Origin of the sequence: Trinickia sp., from assembly GCF_036503415.1 — a bacterium.
Lineage (GTDB): Bacteria > Pseudomonadota > Gammaproteobacteria > Burkholderiales > Burkholderiaceae > Trinickia.
Genome location: NZ_DASXWY010000024.1, coordinates 1 through 17,556, shown reverse-complemented (window position 1 = coordinate 17,556; position 17,556 = coordinate 1). Strand labels below are relative to the sequence as shown.

Below are 17,556 nucleotides of genomic sequence, written 5' to 3'. Positions count from 1 at the left end.
TTTGCTCAAGCGCAAGCTCGTCACCTTACAGCATCACATCGCTCCATTGCTGGAGGGCGTCAGCAAGCTGTCGGGCGGCCGCATTCCGCGCATCTGCCTCGGAATGAGCACGTATTTTCGCGATGTCTCCGATCACCTGGAGCGCATCGTCAGGACGATTGAAGGCCGCCGGGAAATGATCGTGACTGCGATCCAGGTGAACCTCGGCATAATCTCGCTGGCCGAGAACGAGGTCACGAAACGGCTCGGGGCGTTCGCGGCGCTATTTGCCGTGCCGACGATGATCGCGGGTATCTATGGGATGAATTTTCAGAGCATTCCCGAGCTGCATTATGCGTACGGGTATCCGGTTTGTCTCGCGGCGATGCTCGGAATCGACATCTTTCTTTGGTGGCGGTTCAAGGCCGCGGGGTGGCTGTGACTTACCAGTGTTGGGGCTGTTCGACTGTCAGCCATCTGACAGGTAGCAAAATACTTGAGGCAACGAGCCTAGCTCGGTAACAAAAAACCGGAGTCAATGCGCCGGCAAAAGTAATTGTCGCTGGACAAACCGTGCTCTTCATACGCACGCGACAGCGGGCCGACCTCGAGCGTCATCTTCACGGCGTCGTCGATCGCAGCGTCCCGAAATCCTCGAAGAATCGAGGCTCTCTCGCGCAAATCTCGGGCGACCAGGATCTGAACTAAATTGCCGCGACACGCAGCATTTCCTCTCACTTGGCGTCGTTGTATACGGTCGCGCGCGATACGCCCAGATGTTGGGCGACCGTCTCCATCGATCGTCGCAAATCAAGGTATCCCTCGTCTCTAAGGGCTTGCATCAGAGTCCTTCGTTGATCAGTGCGCAGCGCCTGCGGCGTCGTCGCGAGAGCGACCGCGAATCGATCGATTCGCTCACGCAGCGACTCTGCGCTCGATGGGTCCAGCGATTCTTTGACCACATCAGTCTTGAGCGTAGAAAACTGTTCCAGCAGGTGGGTGACGCTGCGGAACAGCGTCACATCGACGTTCAGGCAGAGCGCGGCGATGTAATGCCCGTCCGAATCCTTTATGCCAATTGATGTGCTCTTGGCCTGCCGGCCGTCCGCGAAACGATTCGCGTAATTCGCGAGGACTTGCGGGTACTTGGCATCGGCAATCCGTGCCAGACCGAGTTCGGTCGCAGGATCGCCCACCTGCCGCCCAGACAGGTTGTTGTGGATCGCAAGGATCGCGTTTTTCGGATGAAGGAGGTCGTGAACCACCACCTCCGTAAATGGCGCAAGCGTTTCGCCCAATCCCGCTGCGATGTGCTTGACCTGGTTGAGGATTGTCTGCTGCTCTCTGGTGAGTTTGCTCTTAGCCATTGGATGATTCATCTACATTTTTTCACATTGTATAGGCTCTTGGCGCCCGAAGCGAAATCCTCGCATTCCCCTATGTTATACAGAACGTCTAACTTTGGATAATATGCATAGACCTTGAGCCGGTCAGTGCCCTTTATTGAGCGCGCCGCTCGGTCCCTGCCCCCAAATAGACACCATCAGGAGATACGCAATGCAAGGGAAACACGTACGCCAGTCCGCCTTGGCGCGAGGTCTGTGTGCGGCGCTTTTGTCGCTGACAGTGGGGGCCTTCACGACCGCCGCCGATGCACAGCAGCCCAGCGCCAACCCGCCACAAAACCTGCCGAGGATTCTCGTGCTGGCAACGGGCGGCACGATTGCCAGCAGCTCCGATCCCCGCTCGGCAATTGGCTACAACGCTGGCGGCATTACCGGCGGTCAACTCATCGCGAGCGTTCCTGGTCTCGACAAGCTCGCGTCCATCGACGCGGAGCAGATTTCGAATGTCGGCTCACAGGACATGAACAACAAGATCTGGTATCAGCTCGCGAACCGCATCAAACAGGCCGTCGACCGGAACGAGGTCGACGGCATTGTGATTACGCACGGCACAGACACAATGGAAGAAACCGGCTTCTTCCTCGATCACGTCCTCTCGACCAGCAAGCCGGTTGTTCTCGTCGGTTCCATGCGTCCGGGTAGTTCGAGGAGCGCCGATGGCCCCATGAATCTCTACGAAGCGGTGGAAGTTGCTGCCAGCCCCCAGTCCGCCAACCGTGGCGTGCTGATGGTGATGAATGACACGATTAACAGCCCGCGTTGGGCAACCAAGACCAACACTACGTCGTTGCAGACCTTCCAGAACCCGAACGCCGGCCCGCTCGGGTACGTCGATCCTGCCTCGATCCGCTACCTCTCTCCCGCGCCGACCAGCCGCCAGAAGGCCTTGGAGCTGCCAAGCGGCGGGCTACCCCGCGTGGACATCGTGTACGCGCACGCGGACATGGACGCGACGCAGATTCAGGACGCAGTTCGACATGACGCAAAGGGCATCGTTCTCGCGGGTGTCGGCGATGGAAATGCGTCGAAGGCTGCACTGGACGCGATGGAAGCGGCTGCTCGCAAGGGCATCGTCGTGGTCCGTTCCACGCGTGTGGGCAGCGGATTCGTCAATCGGAATGTCGAGGTACCCGACGACAAGAGCGGCTTCGTTGCTTCCTATGACCTGAACCCTCAAAAGTCGCGTGTTCTCACGCAACTGCTCATCGCCAACGGCGTGACGTCGCCGGACAAGGTTCAGAAAGTCTTCCAGTCAACGTACTGAATTCCATTTCGTGAGCGGGTCGCCTGCAATGGCGACTTGCCGCCTTATCGCAGGCGTCCAATGCCCCCCGACATCACCCCGCCGGCCGGGCATTACTTGAACGTGTGCGTTGCAAACAGATGAGATCAAAAAAGATCGAAGGAGATACCATCATGAAAAAGTGGAAGCTTTCTCATTGGATCATGCTCGGCATGATCCTCGGCATCGTCGTAGGCTACGCCTGCCATCAATATGCGGCAGACGAGGCCGCTGCCAAGTCCATTGCCGCCGACTTCGGCGCGGTGACGACGATTTTCTTGCACATGATCAAGATGATTATCGCGCCGTTGGTCTTCGCGACACTCGTCTCTGGCATTGCCAGCATGCACAGTGGAAAGTCCATCGGGCGAATCGGCGCGAAGGCGCTCGGCTGGTTTATCGTCGCTTCACTCGTATCGCTCAGCATCGGGCTGTTGTTCGTCAATATCGCTCAACCCGGTGCCAATCTCAATATGCCACTGCCGCCAGCGGACGCTTCGACGCATCTGCAAACGAGCGCACTTAACATGAAGGACTTCCTGACGCATATCGTCCCGAGCAGCATTGCTGAAGCAATGGTGGGAAACCAGATCATGCAGATTCTGGTGTTCTCGCTGTTTTTCGGTATTGCGTTGGGAAAGGTTCCGGGGGAGCCTGGCGTGTTCCTGAAGCGTGCCGTTGATGGGCTGATGGAGACGATGCTTCGCGCGACGAACGCGGTCATGGCCTTCGCGCCTGTCGGTATCTTCGCTGCCATCGCGGGTGTCGTCACCGTGCAAGGCCTTGGCGTGGTCGTCACCTACGGCAAGCTCATTGGCTGGTTCTACGTGGCATTGTTCGCACTCTGGACGGCGCTGTATTTCGCTGGACGCGCAGCCTTGGGCCGTCGTATGCCTGAATTGGTCAAGAGGATTCGTGAGCCGATGATGATTGCGTTCTCGACGGCCAGCAGCGAGGCCGCTTTTCCGGTTTTGACGGAAAAGTTGACCGAGTTCGGCGTGCATCGACGCCTTGTCGGATTCGTGCTGCCCCTTGGCTACTCGTTCAATCTCGACGGTTCGATGGTCTATCAGGCATTCGCGGCGATTTTCATCGCACAGGCGTTTGGCGTGCACATGCCCATCGGCACGCAAATAACGATGCTCCTCATCCTCATGATCAGCAGCAAGGGTATGGCGGCGGTTCCGCGAGGCTCGCTGGTTGTGGTTGCCGCGATCCTGCCGATGTTTCACCTTCCCGAAGCCGGCTTGCTGCTGGTGATGGGCATTGACCAGTTGCTTGACATGGGCCGCACGGCAACCAATGTTCTGGGCAACAGCATCGCCAGTGCTGTGGTGGCCAAATGGGAAGGTGAACTGTCACCCGCTGGGACGCACGAACAGGGTCAAGCGTTGCAAAGCGCAAGTACTGAACCTGTCCCCGATTATGGGAATGTTCGTTCGTCGTGACCCGGGGAAGGGCCTTGCATTGCTCGGCATGTCTATGTTGATATTTCGTCCATTTGTGGACATACTTTATAGTTTTAGCCGTCCGATTGGGAAAACGTACGACCATGCCGACAGACGCAAAGCTTCTCCTGCTCGACCGTGACGTTGTGGAACCTGCTCTGCAAGCGGAGCAGGTCATGGCAGCGGTTCGCGAAGCATTTATCCTTCACAGCCGGCGAGCCGGACGAGTCTTTCCTGTCGTGCGCGAGAAGTTGCATACGGGTGGGGTGTTCGGCATCAAGTCCGGCGATGTGGCAAGCCAGAATCTTCTCGGTTTCAAGGCGGCCGGATTCTGGCCGGGCAACCGTGGCGTTGGCGGTGAGCCTCATCAAGCGACCGTTGCGCTGTTCGATCCTTCGACGGGGCGACCGCTCTGCATCATGGACGGTAATGCAATCACCACTGCGCGGACCGGCGCCGCCGGTGGTCTGGGGCTGCAACAGCTCGCGCGACGCGAAAGTACGCGGATCTGCATCTTCGGTACCGGGGTTCAGGCGAGCGTTCAGCTTCAGTACGCGCTGAAGCTACTGCCTCAGCACTGTGCGGTCCAATATGTGACTGTCACCGGCGAGGCCGAGCCCGCTTTCGAAGCGAGATTTCGGGACCGGTGCGCCATCAGCGTGGCGATGGACCGCAACGATGCCGTAGCCAACAGCGATGTGGTCATCACCGCGACGCCCGGGAGTGGCGCGTTGTTCGAAGCAGATGCGGTTCAACCTGGAACGCACCTGACATGTGTGGGTGCCGACACGGCTGGCAAGCGCGAACTGCCTGATGGTGTGTTGGCGCGTGCGCGCATTTTCGTCGATGATGAGGTTCAGGCACGCAGCATCGGCGAATGCCAGTGGGCACCGTCGTTGCCATGCACGGAAATAGGAGACATCCTTTCTGGCACAAGCTCGTTCCAGCGGTCTCCGAGCGACATCACTGTGTTCGATATGACGGGCCTCGCTCTGCAGGATCTCACGGTCGCGCGCTTCCTCTATGAGCACGCCACGGAGCAACAGCTAGGGACGTCCGTTGCATGGCCTTGGTGAATCAAATCTACTTTCGAGTCTGACATGACTACTTTCGAGCTTCCCACCTACGCTGACGTTGAGGCGGCTGCCTCCCGGATCGCCGGCGTCGCACATCGCACCCCGGTTCAAACCTCACGCACGCTGAACGAAATGATCGGCGCGGAAGTGTTCTTCAAGTGTGAGAACTTCCAACGCATGGGCGCGTTCAAGTTTCGCGGGGCGTTCAATGCGCTTTCGAAATTTTCGCCCGAACAGCGCAAAGCCGGCGTGGTCGCGTTCTCCTCGGGCAACCATGCCCAAGGAATTGCCCTGTCCGCGAAGATTCTCAACATCCCTGCGACCATTGTGATGCCGCATGATGCGCCCGCAGCGAAGGTGGCGGCGACGAAGGGATATGGGGCGAACGTGGTCGTGTACGACCGCTACACCGAGGATCGCGAAGCGATTGGCCGGCGTCTCGCAGACGAAAACGGCCTCACGCTGATTCCGCCCTACGATCACCCGGACATCCTTTCGGGGCAGGGGACTGCCGCCAAGGAGCTCTTTGAAGACGTTGGTGCGCTCGACTACCTGTTTGTGCCGTTAGGCGGTGGGGGTCTGCTGTCAGGTAGCGCCCTATCGACCCGTGCTCTGGCGCCGCAATGTGTCTTGTACGGCGTCGAACCGGAAGCAGGTAATGATGGTCAGCAATCGTTCCGGAGTGGCGAAATCGTTCATATCGAGACGCCGAAAACCATTGCGGACGGCGCACAGACTCAGCACCTCGGACACTACACGTTCGGTATCATCAAACGCGATGTGAACGACATTTTGACGGCACCCGATTCCGATCTGGTGAACGCCATGAAGTTCTTCGCTGCCCGCATGAAGATGGTCGTGGAACCGACCGGGTGCCTCGGGCTCGCTGCTGCCTTGAATATGAAGGACTCTCTCAAAGGAAAGCGCGTCGGCGTTCTCATCAGCGGTGGCAACATCGACCTCGAACGTTTCTGCGCGGTAGCGGCGGCGTAAGCACGATGACGCCCCTGTTTGACAAGCTGGTTGCTTTGCTCGAAGCCGAAGCAGCCCGGTTCCGCGTCTGCGAGCATCCACCCGAGGGACGGTCGGACCTGGTCGCAGCGATTCGCGGGACCGAGCCGGGGCAGGGTGCGAAGGCGATGCTCTGCAAGTGCAAAGACGACGACCGCACGCTGGTCCTCGCGGTTCTTCCGGGCGACAGGAAACTGGACTTCAAGCGGGTAGCGGCGGCAGCAGGGGTCAAGAAAGCAACGCTTGCCTCGCCCGAAGAAGCGCAACGAGAGACGGGGTGCGTCATTGGTGCAATCCCTCCTTTCTCGTTCTCGTCAAACATCAAACTGATCGTTGACCCCGAGCTGGTCGAGCGCTTTGACGAGATCGCGTTCAACGCTGGACGGCTCGATCGCTCGATGGTGTTGGATTCGGTCGATTATGTCCGGATTGCCAAGCCGCTTCTGCAATCCCTATGCGTCTAGGCAAAGTATCAGCCATCTCGTTTGATCTGGACGACACGCTCTGGTCCTTCAGGGCGGCAGTCGAGCGTGCCGAAGCGGTCCTTCATGCCTGGTTGCTCGAAAAAGCGCGAGGAACGGCAGTTACGCTGCCGAGCTGGCGGGCGCTTGGAGCGCTGCGCGACCAGTACGAACGCTCGCGCCCTGACTTGGCTGCCAACTACCGAGCCTTACGCCTCGGCTCCATTCGGCTTGCCTTGCAGTTAGCGAAGGAAGATGTCGCCCTTGCGGAAGCCGCATACACCGTCTTTTATTCCGCCCGGCAGAAAGTCGAGTTCTATGAGGACGTTTGGCCAGCGTTGACCTGGCTTAGCGCCAGGTTTCCGCTCGTGGCAGTGACGAACGGAAACGCTGACCTTCGGCTAACCGGTTGTTCCGGGTTTTTCCGTACAGTCTTGACTGCCGATGCGTTCGGTTATGCGAAACCTGATGCCAGCATCTTTTTAGAGGCTGCAAAAATCGTTGGGGTGCAGCCCGAGGCGTTGCTGCATGTCGGGGATGACTTCGATCTCGATGTTCTCGGGTCTCTGAATGCGGGCCTACAGGCAGCCTGGATTGTTCGGCACGGTTTTTCCGAGGCGAAAGCCTCAACCGGCAAGACTTCGCGTTGGTATCTGAGGATTCGGGATCTGTCGATGCTGTGCCGAGCGTTGGGTGGCCCTCTCTCGCTCACTTCGGCAACGGATCGCTGACATCTTCCAACTGCAAATCGGGCGTTCGAGTGACAACTTTACGCCGCCCCGCAACATGACGCGTTTCAGACTCCGCCCCGTCTCAGGGAATGCCGTTGCGCCCGAACGCGCAAAAGCCGGGCCGCGTCGTGAGCAGCGCGTAGTAGTCATTCACGGCCTCGAACTGGGGGTGATCGATCGGCGTCGAGTACCATCGATGAACCGACAAGCCGATCACGATATCCGCAAGCAGGAATTCTCCGCCGAGGATAAACGCCTTCGTCTTGCGCAACTGCGCGTCGATCAGCGCCATATAACCTGTCCACGTCCGGATGCCGCTCTCGACCCGTTCCGAATTCGCCCAGGCCGGGTGTTGGCGAACGAGGTGCATGAACGGAAAGCGCCATGCATTGTTCAACTCGGTCGCTTGCCAGTCCATCCAACGCTCGATCTCGGCACGCTTGCGCGGCGCCTGAGGCAGCAGCCGGCCGCTCGGATCGTATGCACTGGCGAGATAGCGAATGATCGAATTGGATTCCGACGTGACGAAGTCGTCGTCTATCAGCACCGGCACTTGCGCCATCGGGTTCAGCGAGAGGAATTCCGGCGAACTCAGGGGCTTGTGGTCTTCGCCCCATCGCTCGTGCTCGTACGGTAAGTCCAGCTCCGCACAGGTCCACAGCACCTTTCGTACGTTAATCGACGTCGATTTGCCGAGTATCTTGATCATGACATTCAATCTGCTTGAGAAGGGTTCATGACGATGCGCCTGCCATCGAAAACGATGGTCGCTCGCAACAGGAGATAAAGCACCCGCATCCGAGGGCGATGCCGTGCAGACCGAGCGCCGCATGAGCCGCGTCTCCGGCCCGTGACGAGCAACATGGCTGAATACATGGCCGCGTATTGATAGGTGACCATCGTGCCGACCATCTCTTGCGGGCACTCTTCGACGAGATGGGCTTGGCATCGCAGAAACAGGAATTCGAACGCGACGATGTAGAAGCAGTAGAGCACGAAACTCCCGGTCGGGTGAAGTATCGCCACGGCAGACGGCGCCGCCGCGACGCAGGCACCGATCAGGATCGCTTCGAATTTTGGGCCGTTCGCGATGCCCTTATTGGGTCCTATCCTGTATTTGACATAATCTAAATTATCAACGCTGTTGGTATGTCTGGATTGCCGAGCTCGAAGCCACCGTGCAGTTGTTGATCGCCTCGCACCTCGCCATGCTGCGAGCCGTCGGCGAACTCGGCGGCTTCAGCAAGTGGGCGAAATTCTATGAGCAGTATCGCGAGGCACGCGACAAGCTTGCCGAGCTCGGCGCGATACCAACTGCACCTGTTACGACAATGCCGGCAAGCGAGCCAAGGCGTCGTGGAGAAACCCGGCGACGATGATCATGTCCGTGATAGTGTTTGCTCGATATCCCGAGCTACGAAATGGCTGGGATTCGGCAGCGGAAGCTGCATCTCTCCCGAAAGGAGCACGAAATGTCTTACGCACCCTGCTTCCAAACGCTGCACGATGAGACCCGGCCCGTAGGACACCTCGGGCAAGGCACGCATTATTCTGTTTTGCGCGTACCAACCTGGCACGACGAACTGATGAGTCAGCTTCAGTATGGAAGGTTCCTCGACTTCGCAATCATCTGGGACGAAGACCACGACGACCGGGTCGTTGATGCGATCCTGATCATGTACCTCAGTGGCGTGCTTGGGCCGGTACGGTTCATCGGCGAGCGCAAGGGTGTGCTCTCAGTGTTGCTTGCACCCACAACCGTTCAAGCTTGGGACGATGACACGTTCCACCGATATCGCGAGGACGTTGCCGACGTATGTGCCAGTCTTGACGATCCGTGGACGGCAGAAGTCAACAGCATGGACAGCTCGCAGCATTCGATCATCGACGCCCCTGCAGAAAACGTCGCGACCTATCTGAAAAACATCGACATGCTGTGGCAGCTCGGAATCCGGTCTACCCTCCCTGCATAGGCGGCACGAATTCGCAACAATATCCGATCATGCGATGCGGATACCAAGCCGCCATTGTTGCGCAATCATGCGCCCGGCCGCGCAACAGCTCGTGCGTTTCGGTGAGGAAACCGGCTTCAACGAATACAAAGCCGGTGCTCGGAAAGAAGTCTTAAATAAGGAACCTCGATGCGCCGCCGAAAGTCTGCCAGACTTCTGATTCTCAATCCCTCACATAACGTTCTGCTGTTTCGCTTCGTCCACAAGCACGGACCGCTGGCGGGCGAGGATTATTGGGCTACGCCAGGAGGTGGCCTAGAAGAAGATGAAACCTACGAAGACGCGGCGGTTCGGGAACTGAGGGAAGAAACTGGCATTGTTGTAGATCGCGTCGGTTCTGCAGTAGCACAACGCGAATTCGAGTTGCGGCTCCCTGATGGCGAGTATGTCGTCGCAGACGAGCGCTACTTCATCATAGCGACGGCAACGCCGGATATCTCTCGAGACGGATGGACCGCTCAGGAACGGGGCGTGATGGCCGATCACAAATGGTGGTCGTTGAAGGAACTGCGCGAAACACTGGACACGGTGTGGCCGGAAGACCTGGTGTCGATACTCGAAGGCGTTTCCGAAGCCTCTCACAAAGGAGACCCAACTTGAGGCGTCGAATTCTGGCGATTGGTGGTGGCGGCTTCATGATGGAAGACAACGTCTCGCCCATCGACGCCTACATACGTGACCTTACCGGCCGTTCTCGCCCCCGGATATGCTTCATCTCCACGCCGAGCGGTGACCTGCCGGAGCATATCGAAAAGTTCTACGCAACTTACGCGGCACTCGGCTGCGAGACTTCGCATCTGGCATTCTTCCGCCTGCCAAGCCATAACGCCATACCTGTAGCTGACCTGGCAAGGCAACTGCTCGAGCAAGATGCTATCTTCGTTGGCGGAGGAAATACCAAATCGGCGTTAGCGGTATGGCGAGAATGGGCGGTCGACGAGGCACTGTGCGCAGCTTGGAAAAAAGGCGTGCTCCTGGCAGGGATGAGCGCGGGAGCGATGTGTTGGTTCGAGGCCGGTTTGACGGACTCGTTCTGGGGCCCTGACTATCGCCCGCTGACGTGCCTGGGGCTGTTACCTGGCGCCTGCGGCGTGCATTACAGTTCGGACCCGAAACGCCGCGCCAGTCTGCACCATGCGCTGCAAATGAACGCGGTCCCGGCCTCCATTGCGATAGATGACCACGCGGCAGTTCTGTTCGATGGCATCGAAATCGACAAGGCCGTTTCTTGGCGCGAGGGTGCAACGGCTTACCGGGTCACCAGCGTGCAAGACACGGTGGTTGAGACACCGACTCCTGCCGAACTCATTAGCGACATGAAAAACCACGCGCTTAATGAAGGTCCGGTCACGTCGAAGGATCGACGCGAACGCGACTAGGCGCAACACTGAAGCTGTCATCCACCCTGCTTGGGACATCCTTCCGTTGCGGTTCAAATGACGCAGTGCTGGGCGGTTTGGGCGCATTCTGGCCGTGAGCGCTATGCCAATTTTGGTCCGACCTTGGCCTGCGAGAAGCTGTGGGAGTGCCACGGTATCCGGCTGGCCAAGGAAACGGTCAGACGGCTCATGACGGATGCCGGCTTGCGGGTCCCGCGCCGGCACGCGCGCGTACATCGAGCGTTACGGCAAACCTGGGGCGTGTCGCGTTCGTCTCCCAATGGGATTTCGCAGATCGTTTCTTCGGTGGACGGCGAGACTACCGCTACTCGGTCGGTACTCTCCGGCGCAACCCATACGCCGTCGATGAAGAACCGCTCCAGCTTTTTCGCTTGCATCAGGTGATGCAATAGGTGACGTCATTGCAGCACATCCTTGAGTCGATACCATGCGCCCACGAACGGCAAAAACCACGGCTTGCCGAAGTGACCGGGAATGGCGGGCCAGCCGAAGTCTTTCCATGGGTTCAAATCGGCACGCCCGTCCATGATCTCCGCCATCAGCGTACCCATCAGCGTGGCCATCTGCGTGCCGTGGCCGCTATAACCCATGGAGTAGTACACACCTTCTCGCGCTCCGGCGCGCGGCAATCGATTGGCCGTCATGTCGACCATGCCGCCCCAGCAATAGTCGATGCGCACGTCGGCCAGTTCGGGAAATACGGCGGCCATTTGCTGTCGCAAGATCAAGCCGCTTTTCTCGTCCGAACGAGGGTTCGAGGTCGCAAAACGCGCGCGCCCGCCAAACAGTATCCGACTGTCGGGCGTGACACGAAAGAAATTGACGAAGTTCTTGGTGTCGGTGGCCATCCTGCGCGTCGGCATCAACCGGTTGAGTAAATCCACCGGCAAGGGCTCCGTGACGATGAGGAACGCCCCAACCGGCACGATTCTGCGCCGGATCCAGCCGAACGGCCCGACCTGCGAGATGCCGCTTGCGAGAAGGACCTGCGCCGCGCGGATTTCTCCGCGCGGCGTTTGGACGACATAGGCGCCGGCCGATTCCCTTTGCAGCCCCAGAACCGGCGCATGTTCCAGAATATGCGCCCCACGCGCTTGCGCGGCCCTCGCGAGACCCCGAACGTAGCGGCCGACGTGCATCCCCGCACTCTTCTTAAAAATCAATCCGCCGTGGTAACGGTCGGAACCCAACTCGTCCCGAAGCTCCGCCTTGGTCACAAGGCGCGTGTCGGGGTCTACGCCCGCGGCCAACATCGCCTGGCTTCGCGCGAGCTTATCGAAGTGCTCCGGTTTCGCCGCGAGCTTGAGCTTGCCCATGCGCGCGAAATCGCAATCGATCGACTCTTCCCTGACCAATCGCTCGACCGTGTCGACACCTGCGTCGAACGCGAGATACAGCCGGTTGGCCCATTCCGTGCCGATGCGCTGCGAGAGAGTAGCGTAATCCTGCGCGAAGCCGTTGTTGCACATGCCGCCATTGCGGCCCGACGCCGCCTGCCCCACGGTTCCAGCTTCGCAGACGATGACGCGCGCGCCTTTTTTAGCCAGCGCCAACGCGGCCGCCGACCCCGTGATCCCCCCGCCCACCACGATCACGTCGCAACGTCCACCGTGCTCGTCAGGCGAGTTGTTGACGAATGGCTCGGACGTATCCAGCCAGTAAGACTCGAAATGCATTTCATACTCCCCAAATGGTCCCGGCACGCACGAAGTCACACGCAATGTTCTCCTGCACGACGACCGCCTCTACGGTGTCGACAGCGGCGTCGATGCCCGGTGGAACCCGCGTGCCTTCTCGATGTCAATGCGCCCGGCCAACGCGGCGAAGTCATGCGCGAGTCCGCGGTTACAGTGCCCTCCGTTTCGGCCGGACGCCTCGCCCGACCGGGGCCGCCTCGAACACGGTTACACCCGCACTCTGCCTTGCGAGCGCGAGCGCCGCGGACAATCCGGTAAAGGCCGCACCGGCTATCACAACGTCGGTTCGGCCTACCGCCGGTCCGCGTGCCGAACGGTCAAACGCAGGTGCAGTATCAAGCCAGTACGATTCGAGCTTGATCACATTCTCCGCGCCTGCCCGGCTTCAGGGCGCATACATCACTCTTAGAGACCGACGAGCGCGGGCAGGCCGCTCAAATCCTTAATTTCGTGAGAGCCCCACACCGGCCAGCTCGGCTCGTGACCACGCGAGACGAAGACCTTGTTCTTGATCCCGACGTCGTCCGCCGATAGATGGTCGTAGCGCATGCTGGACGAGACGTGGAGAATGTCGCTCGGCCTGCAATCGAGCTGCTCGATCATGTACTCGAAGGCACGCAGACGCGGTTTGTAGGCTTGAGCCTGCTGCGCGGTATAAACGCGATGGAAAGGAGCACCCAGCTTTTCGACGCTATACGGAATCTGCACGTCCATCGCATTGGAGAAGATGACCAGCTTGTATTCCGTGGCAAGCCTTGCCAGCGCGTCCGGCACGTCTGCATGCGGCTTCCAGGTCGGCACGGCGTTGTAAAACTTAAGACCCTCGTTATCGCGGTATTCGATGCCCCAGCGGCGACAGGTCCGTTTCACCGAATTGCAGAGGATTTGGTCATATGGCCGCCAGTCGCCCATGACCTCGTCCAGACGGTAGCGCGCGAAGTCCGTCGTGAATTGCTGCATGTCCTTGGCGGCGATGCGGTCCGCGAAAAGCTCACGCGCAAGGTCTGCCATCTGAAAATTAATCAGCGTTCCATAGCAATCGAACGAAATGTACTTGGGCCTCAGGCTGGTGCTCATGTCAAGGTTTCCTCTGTCTATCGAATGTTTGCCCGTCGATACGGGAAGATCGCAGCAAGGTCGGCTGGCGAGGTAGCTGCGGATCTACGCTCGCCGTGTTTGATGCACGAGATCTGAGCAGTGCTGTGCGCCTCGAGCAAGCAAAACACTTCGAGATTTCGTGGCGCATCGACTGCAAAGAATTGTTGAACAATATCGCAAAGACGGCGGCGGCGCCAGATTTTTTCATGAAACAGGGGATTTCCCGGATAAAGACCGGATGGCCGGCCGTGTAGCACGACGCTGTCCGCACACTGGAGCCGGCAACAGACCCCTCTTGCCGCGAAATCGCTCATGCCACGGCGTTCCGGCGTGCGACAGGATTTTCTGGCCGGAAGCAGATCCAATGGTTTTCTCAACTAGGGCGCAACGGCCGCTGGGAACGGCTGCTCCATGTAAGCGAGCGCCGCCCTTGTGCAAGCCGCATTTATTGTTCTACAATTCTGACCAAGATGGACTTGCGGTGCAGGGTTGCCCAAACCGGACCTCTGGAGTTGAGGAATGGATAGCCCGGTCTTTGTTCCGCGAAACAGGCATGTGGCGAGAAAGCATGCACGTCTCCGTAATGCCACTCCTCATACACGGCACTGCTCATGCCCTCCCCAATTCGAATCTCGTCGTTATCCACCGCATCAGAAGGGTTGCTGCCCTCCCACGCCGGAGGCCTGGCCGCAGGATTTACCCATGTCGATGAGGAAGAAGCCATTGCCATCGGCAAGGAGGTATTTGGGCTCGATGGCAGTGTCGTTCGCTTTCCGACTGAAAAGGACGACACGTTCCGCTTCGATGACCACGACGGTCGCAAATGGATTCTTAAGATTGCGAACCCCGACGAAGACTGGGAGGAGTTAAGTCTTCAGGTTGAGCTGCTTGCGCACCTCCAACAGGTGGCACCGGACCTGCCCGTGCCTCGGGTATCGCCAAGTCTCAACGGCGCGATCTTGCCGAAGGTGACAACAAGCAGCGGTGAAGATCGATATGTCCGCCTTCTCTCGTACCTGCCCGGTATACCGTTGGCAACCACGACTTCAACGTCGCAAGACCGAGAAAGGATCGGCGAACTTCTAGCCGCTCTGCGGCACGCGTGCAGTACCTTCTCCCACCCGGGAGACTCCCGCACGTTGGCATGGGACGTAAGGCATCTGAGCGATCTTCGCCACTTGTTGGATTACGTCGACGACAGACGACATCGTGCGCAGATTGAAATGGCGCTGGAGCGCTTCAAAACCATCGAGCCCCAACTCGCGCTCTGTCGTACGCAGGTCCTGCACAACGACTTCAACACGTCGAATATCGTCGTCGACCCAGCCGACGAACGTTTCGTCACCGGAATCATCGATTTCGGCGACACCGTGCGCACGGCTATTGCGATCGACGTGTCGACGGCGCTGATGAACCAACTTCCCGGCCAGCTCGATGACGATAGACAAGCCGATTTTTTTGGCCGCGCGAGAGACGTCTTACGCGGCTATTTGCGCGGTGCGGACCTGACCGACGGCGAATTGATGTTGATCCCTCATCTCGCAATGGCCCGGGTTGTCACGCGCGCATTGCTCACCACTTGGCGAGCGAAGCTTTTTCCTCAAAACAGCACGTACATCCTGCGCAACACCACCGCGGGATGGGCGCAGCTCGAATGGTTCCTCCACCGCAGCTTCGACGACATCTCCCAGCTTCTGCTGCTCCCCGCCCGGTAGTAACGGGATATCACTGCAAGGATGAAAATGAGTACATTACCGAAAGGATTTCGCGGAGATATGCCCAACGGCTTCAATCCCGCCTCCGTCGAATCTCTTGACAGCAAGACGCGTGAGCATATTGAACGCCGCTCCCGCCTGCTGGGACCGGCGTATCGCCTGTTTTACGCTCAACCTCTGCGCATCGCACGCGGCGCTGGCGTGTATCTTTACGACGATGCGGGCGATGAGTATCTCGATGCTTATAACAATGTAGTATCCGTGGGCCATGCGCACCCGCGTGTAACCGCAGCGATATCCCGGCAGCTCGATACCCTCTGCACTCATACACGCTACATGCAAGACGGTATCCTGCGTTACGCCGAGAAACTGCTGGCCACTTTCGAGGGGGAGATCGGTGCCGGCCATACCATGTTCACGTGCACCGGCTCCGAAGCCAACGACCTGGCGATGCGAATTGCTCGCCATCACACGGGTAACGAGGGTGTCATCGTCACATCCGAGGCGTATCACGGCAACTCCGGTGTGACATCGAGCTTTTCGCCGTCGCTCGGAAAACGGTCCGCGCTTGGCCCGATGGTCCGTACGGTGCCACCGCCGGACTCGTACCGTATCGTGCCCGAACACATCGGCCGATGGATGGCGGATAACGTCGCGCAGCAAATTGAGGACATCAAGCGTCATGGCGGCGGCCTTGCTGCCTTCATCGTCGATTCGTTGTTTTCGTCTGACGGGCTCTACTCGCACCCTGTCGACGTACTCAAACCTGTTGCAGAGGTCGTGCGCAGTGCCGGAGGCCTATTCATTGCGGACGAAGTGCAATGTGGCTTTGGGCGCAGTGGCACCCACATGTGGGGTCATCGACGTCATGGCGTAGATCCGGACATTGTTACGCTTGGCAAGCCGATGGGTAATGGTTATCCGGTAGCGGGCGTCGTCGTGCGCTCGGACGTCGTTGCAAGCTTCGGACGCGATATGCGCTATTTCAACACGTTCGGCGGAAACTCGGTCGCTATTGCAGCAGCGGAAGCTACTCTGAATGTCATTCAGGACGAAGGATTGATGGCCAATGCGACAAGGGTTGGCAAGATCATTCTTGACGGTTTGACTTCCATCGCCGCAAAGTACGAACAGATTGGCGACGTGCGAGGGACCGGCCTTTACTTCGGTGTCGAGTTGGTCAAGGACCGGAAAACGAAAGCATCCGACATCGATACCGGACTCGCAATCGTCAACCGGCTCAGACAGCGACGCGTGCTGATCTCTGCCACGGGTGCCGACGCAAACGTGCTGAAAATCAGACCGCCTCTCGTCTTTACCGAAGCGGATGCGGACCGTCTGTTGACCGAAATCGAAGCGTCGTTTGCGTCGCTTTAAGCCCGGACGCCGACCCCATTCCAGCGCGCAGGGGGCCCACGCTGAGCCTCCAGTTCCCAACTATAATATGCGGGCGTCCAAGCCCCCCGAGGCGCGTGCGAGTCCTAACAATCCGGCAGGCGAGTGAGTGCCGTCCCAATTTCCAGTTGCCATGATATTGACCACGAAAGCACACCACAGCGGCGAACCCGCGCGAGGGTCGGTCGTTGCTGAAGTGGCCGACAAGCTCAAAACCCACATTTTGAACGGCCGCTTCAAACCTGGCGAATTCCTGCGCGATATACGCATGGCAGAGGAATACCAAGTCTCCCGCCACACGTTCCGCTCGGCTGCGCAACTGCTGGTAAGCAACAGGATCCTCCGGCAGGCGGCGAATCGCGGGTTTTATGTGCCCGAGTTCGGCCCGGATGATATCGTCGATGTCACTCGATTGCGTGCCGTCCTGGAAGCAGAAGCCGTCAAGATGATTGTTCTCAACGGTAAAATTCCCGACGACGCGATAGAGGCGGTGGAGCGGCTACGCAGTGCACCTCCCGACGCTCCGCGTTCTCTGCAGGTCACGGCGGACCGCGATTTCCACCGCGCAATTATCGTCGCAAGTGGCAGTCCGCGACTGCTACGCTGTTATGAAATGCTGGAATGCGAAATTGAGCTTCTCTTGGTTCAGCGTCAGGAGTTCTACGAAGATCCGAAGACGATAGTGCGCGAACATGAACACCTGATCGCGTGCATGAAAAGCCGCGACTTCGAAACCGCTCGCGATGCATTTCTGGAGCACTGGGATGATCTGCGCATCAAGCTGCTTCGTTCGGAAGCCGGAAAATTGCTAGGGTCTGCCCACATTCTCACCAGCGGTTCGAAGG

At 58.8% G+C, this 17,556-nt stretch carries 17 protein-coding genes; 13 read left to right on the top strand and 4 right to left on the bottom strand.

From position 1 onward, the window contains the following. Positions 1 to 421 (top strand): CorA family divalent cation transporter (locus tag VGL01_RS03440; protein WP_331567091.1); only part of this gene is annotated, 421 nt, incomplete at its 5' end. Between the two features lie 292 nt (positions 422 to 713). Here the strand turns inward: VGL01_RS03440 and VGL01_RS03435 are convergent. Then, on the bottom strand, positions 714 to 1,346 hold the full coding sequence (locus VGL01_RS03435) for a helix-turn-helix transcriptional regulator (RefSeq protein WP_331567089.1): 633 nt from the start codon (positions 1,344 to 1,346) through the stop codon (positions 714 to 716). A 190-nt stretch (positions 1,347 to 1,536) separates the two neighbouring features. Here VGL01_RS03435 and VGL01_RS03430 point away from each other — a divergent pair, with 190 nt between their 5' ends. The 6 genes from VGL01_RS03430 to VGL01_RS03405 all read left to right on the top strand — a co-directional run bounded on the left by VGL01_RS03430 (position 1,537) and on the right by VGL01_RS03405 (position 7,394). Further along, the gene (locus tag VGL01_RS03430) at positions 1,537 to 2,649 is read left to right on the top strand and encodes an asparaginase (RefSeq protein ID WP_331567087.1); all 1,113 of its coding nucleotides are present in this window, start codon (positions 1,537 to 1,539) and stop codon (positions 2,647 to 2,649) included. Between the two features lie 152 nt (positions 2,650 to 2,801). Beyond that, positions 2,802 to 4,115 (top strand): dicarboxylate/amino acid:cation symporter, encoded by a 1,314-nt coding sequence (locus VGL01_RS03425; protein WP_331567085.1) that lies wholly within the window; start codon positions 2,802 to 2,804, stop codon positions 4,113 to 4,115. Positions 4,116 to 4,219: 104 nt separating this feature from the next. After that, complete coding sequence (locus tag VGL01_RS03420; protein ID WP_331567083.1) at positions 4,220 to 5,191, top strand: ornithine cyclodeaminase family protein; 972 nt, start codon at positions 4,220 to 4,222, stop codon at positions 5,189 to 5,191. A gap of 24 nt (positions 5,192 to 5,215) precedes the next feature. Further along, a complete protein-coding gene (locus VGL01_RS03415) occupies positions 5,216 to 6,184 on the top strand; it encodes a threo-3-hydroxy-L-aspartate ammonia-lyase (protein ID WP_331567081.1) in 969 nt (322 codons plus the stop codon). A 5-nt stretch (positions 6,185 to 6,189) separates the two neighbouring features. Continuing rightward, on the top strand, positions 6,190 to 6,666 hold the full coding sequence (locus tag VGL01_RS03410; RefSeq protein WP_331567079.1) for a YbaK/prolyl-tRNA synthetase associated domain-containing protein: 477 nt from the start codon (positions 6,190 to 6,192) through the stop codon (positions 6,664 to 6,666). Beyond that, on the top strand, positions 6,657 to 7,394 hold the full coding sequence (locus VGL01_RS03405) for an HAD-IA family hydrolase (RefSeq protein WP_331567077.1): 738 nt from the start codon (positions 6,657 to 6,659) through the stop codon (positions 7,392 to 7,394). Before VGL01_RS03410 ends, VGL01_RS03405 begins: the two co-directional genes overlap by 10 nt. A gap of 82 nt (positions 7,395 to 7,476) precedes the next feature. Here the strand turns inward: VGL01_RS03405 and VGL01_RS03400 are convergent, their stop codons facing one another. Beyond that, positions 7,477 to 8,103, bottom strand: coding sequence for a glutathione S-transferase (locus VGL01_RS03400; RefSeq protein WP_331567075.1), 627 nt, complete (start codon positions 8,101 to 8,103; stop codon positions 7,477 to 7,479). A gap of 763 nt (positions 8,104 to 8,866) precedes the next feature. Between VGL01_RS03400 and VGL01_RS03395 the strand changes: the two genes are divergently transcribed. The 3 genes from VGL01_RS03395 to VGL01_RS03385 all read left to right on the top strand — a co-directional run bounded on the left by VGL01_RS03395 (position 8,867) and on the right by VGL01_RS03385 (position 10,785). Continuing rightward, positions 8,867 to 9,367, top strand: coding sequence for a hypothetical protein (locus VGL01_RS03395; RefSeq protein WP_331567073.1), 501 nt, complete (start codon positions 8,867 to 8,869; stop codon positions 9,365 to 9,367). 168 nt (positions 9,368 to 9,535) lie between these two features. After that, entirely contained in the window at positions 9,536 to 10,006 is a 471-nt protein-coding gene (locus tag VGL01_RS03390) for an NUDIX hydrolase (protein WP_331567071.1), read from the top strand. Then, entirely contained in the window at positions 10,003 to 10,785 is a 783-nt protein-coding gene (locus VGL01_RS03385; protein WP_331567069.1) for a peptidase E, read from the top strand. The genes VGL01_RS03390 and VGL01_RS03385 overlap by 4 nt, the downstream gene beginning before the upstream one ends. Before the next feature lie 419 nt (positions 10,786 to 11,204). On the opposite strand, the gene VGL01_RS03380 is transcribed toward VGL01_RS03385, so the two are convergent. Beyond that, positions 11,205 to 12,482 carry an FAD-binding oxidoreductase gene (locus VGL01_RS03380; RefSeq protein ID WP_331567067.1) on the bottom strand — a complete coding sequence of 426 codons (1,278 nt, stop codon included), beginning with the start codon at positions 12,480 to 12,482 and terminating at the stop codon, positions 11,205 to 11,207. 426 nt (positions 12,483 to 12,908) lie between these two features. Then, complete coding sequence (locus VGL01_RS03375; protein WP_331567065.1) at positions 12,909 to 13,580, bottom strand: haloacid dehalogenase type II; 672 nt, start codon at positions 13,578 to 13,580, stop codon at positions 12,909 to 12,911. Positions 13,581 to 14,212: 632 nt separating this feature from the next. Between VGL01_RS03375 and VGL01_RS03370 the strand changes: the two genes are divergently transcribed. The 3 genes from VGL01_RS03370 to VGL01_RS03360 all read left to right on the top strand — a co-directional run. Further along, complete coding sequence (locus VGL01_RS03370; RefSeq protein WP_331567063.1) at positions 14,213 to 15,316, top strand: phosphotransferase; 1,104 nt, start codon at positions 14,213 to 14,215, stop codon at positions 15,314 to 15,316. A 27-nt stretch (positions 15,317 to 15,343) separates the two neighbouring features. Continuing rightward, on the top strand, positions 15,344 to 16,693 hold the full coding sequence (locus tag VGL01_RS03365) for an aspartate aminotransferase family protein (protein ID WP_414720162.1): 1,350 nt from the start codon (positions 15,344 to 15,346) through the stop codon (positions 16,691 to 16,693). Positions 16,694 to 16,844: 151 nt separating this feature from the next. Then, positions 16,845 to 17,556: GntR family transcriptional regulator (locus VGL01_RS03360; RefSeq protein WP_331567061.1), on the top strand; the 712-nt coding region annotated here is incomplete at its 3' end.

Coding starts and splice junctions, on each gene's coding strand:
- VGL01_RS03435 (WP_331567089.1), bottom strand. CDS start 1,346: ATGGCTAAGAGCAAACTCACCAGAGAGCAGCAGACAATCCTCAACCAG.
- VGL01_RS03430 (WP_331567087.1), top strand. CDS start 1,537: ATGCAAGGGAAACACGTACGCCAGTCCGCCTTGGCGCGAGGTCTGTGT.
- VGL01_RS03425 (WP_331567085.1), top strand. CDS start 2,802: ATGAAAAAGTGGAAGCTTTCTCATTGGATCATGCTCGGCATGATCCTC.
- VGL01_RS03420 (WP_331567083.1), top strand. CDS start 4,220: ATGCCGACAGACGCAAAGCTTCTCCTGCTCGACCGTGACGTTGTGGAA.
- VGL01_RS03415 (WP_331567081.1), top strand. CDS start 5,216: ATGACTACTTTCGAGCTTCCCACCTACGCTGACGTTGAGGCGGCTGCC.
- VGL01_RS03410 (WP_331567079.1), top strand. CDS start 6,190: ATGACGCCCCTGTTTGACAAGCTGGTTGCTTTGCTCGAAGCCGAAGCA.
- VGL01_RS03405 (WP_331567077.1), top strand. CDS start 6,657: ATGCGTCTAGGCAAAGTATCAGCCATCTCGTTTGATCTGGACGACACG.
- VGL01_RS03400 (WP_331567075.1), bottom strand. CDS start 8,103: ATGATCAAGATACTCGGCAAATCGACGTCGATTAACGTACGAAAGGTG.
- VGL01_RS03395 (WP_331567073.1), top strand. CDS start 8,867: ATGTCTTACGCACCCTGCTTCCAAACGCTGCACGATGAGACCCGGCCC.
- VGL01_RS03390 (WP_331567071.1), top strand. CDS start 9,536: ATGCGCCGCCGAAAGTCTGCCAGACTTCTGATTCTCAATCCCTCACAT.
- VGL01_RS03380 (WP_331567067.1), bottom strand. CDS start 12,482: ATGCATTTCGAGTCTTACTGGCTGGATACGTCCGAGCCATTCGTCAAC.
- VGL01_RS03375 (WP_331567065.1), bottom strand. CDS start 13,580: ATGAGCACCAGCCTGAGGCCCAAGTACATTTCGTTCGATTGCTATGGA.
- VGL01_RS03370 (WP_331567063.1), top strand. CDS start 14,213: ATGCCCTCCCCAATTCGAATCTCGTCGTTATCCACCGCATCAGAAGGG.
- VGL01_RS03365 (WP_414720162.1), top strand. CDS start 15,344: ATGAGTACATTACCGAAAGGATTTCGCGGAGATATGCCCAACGGCTTC.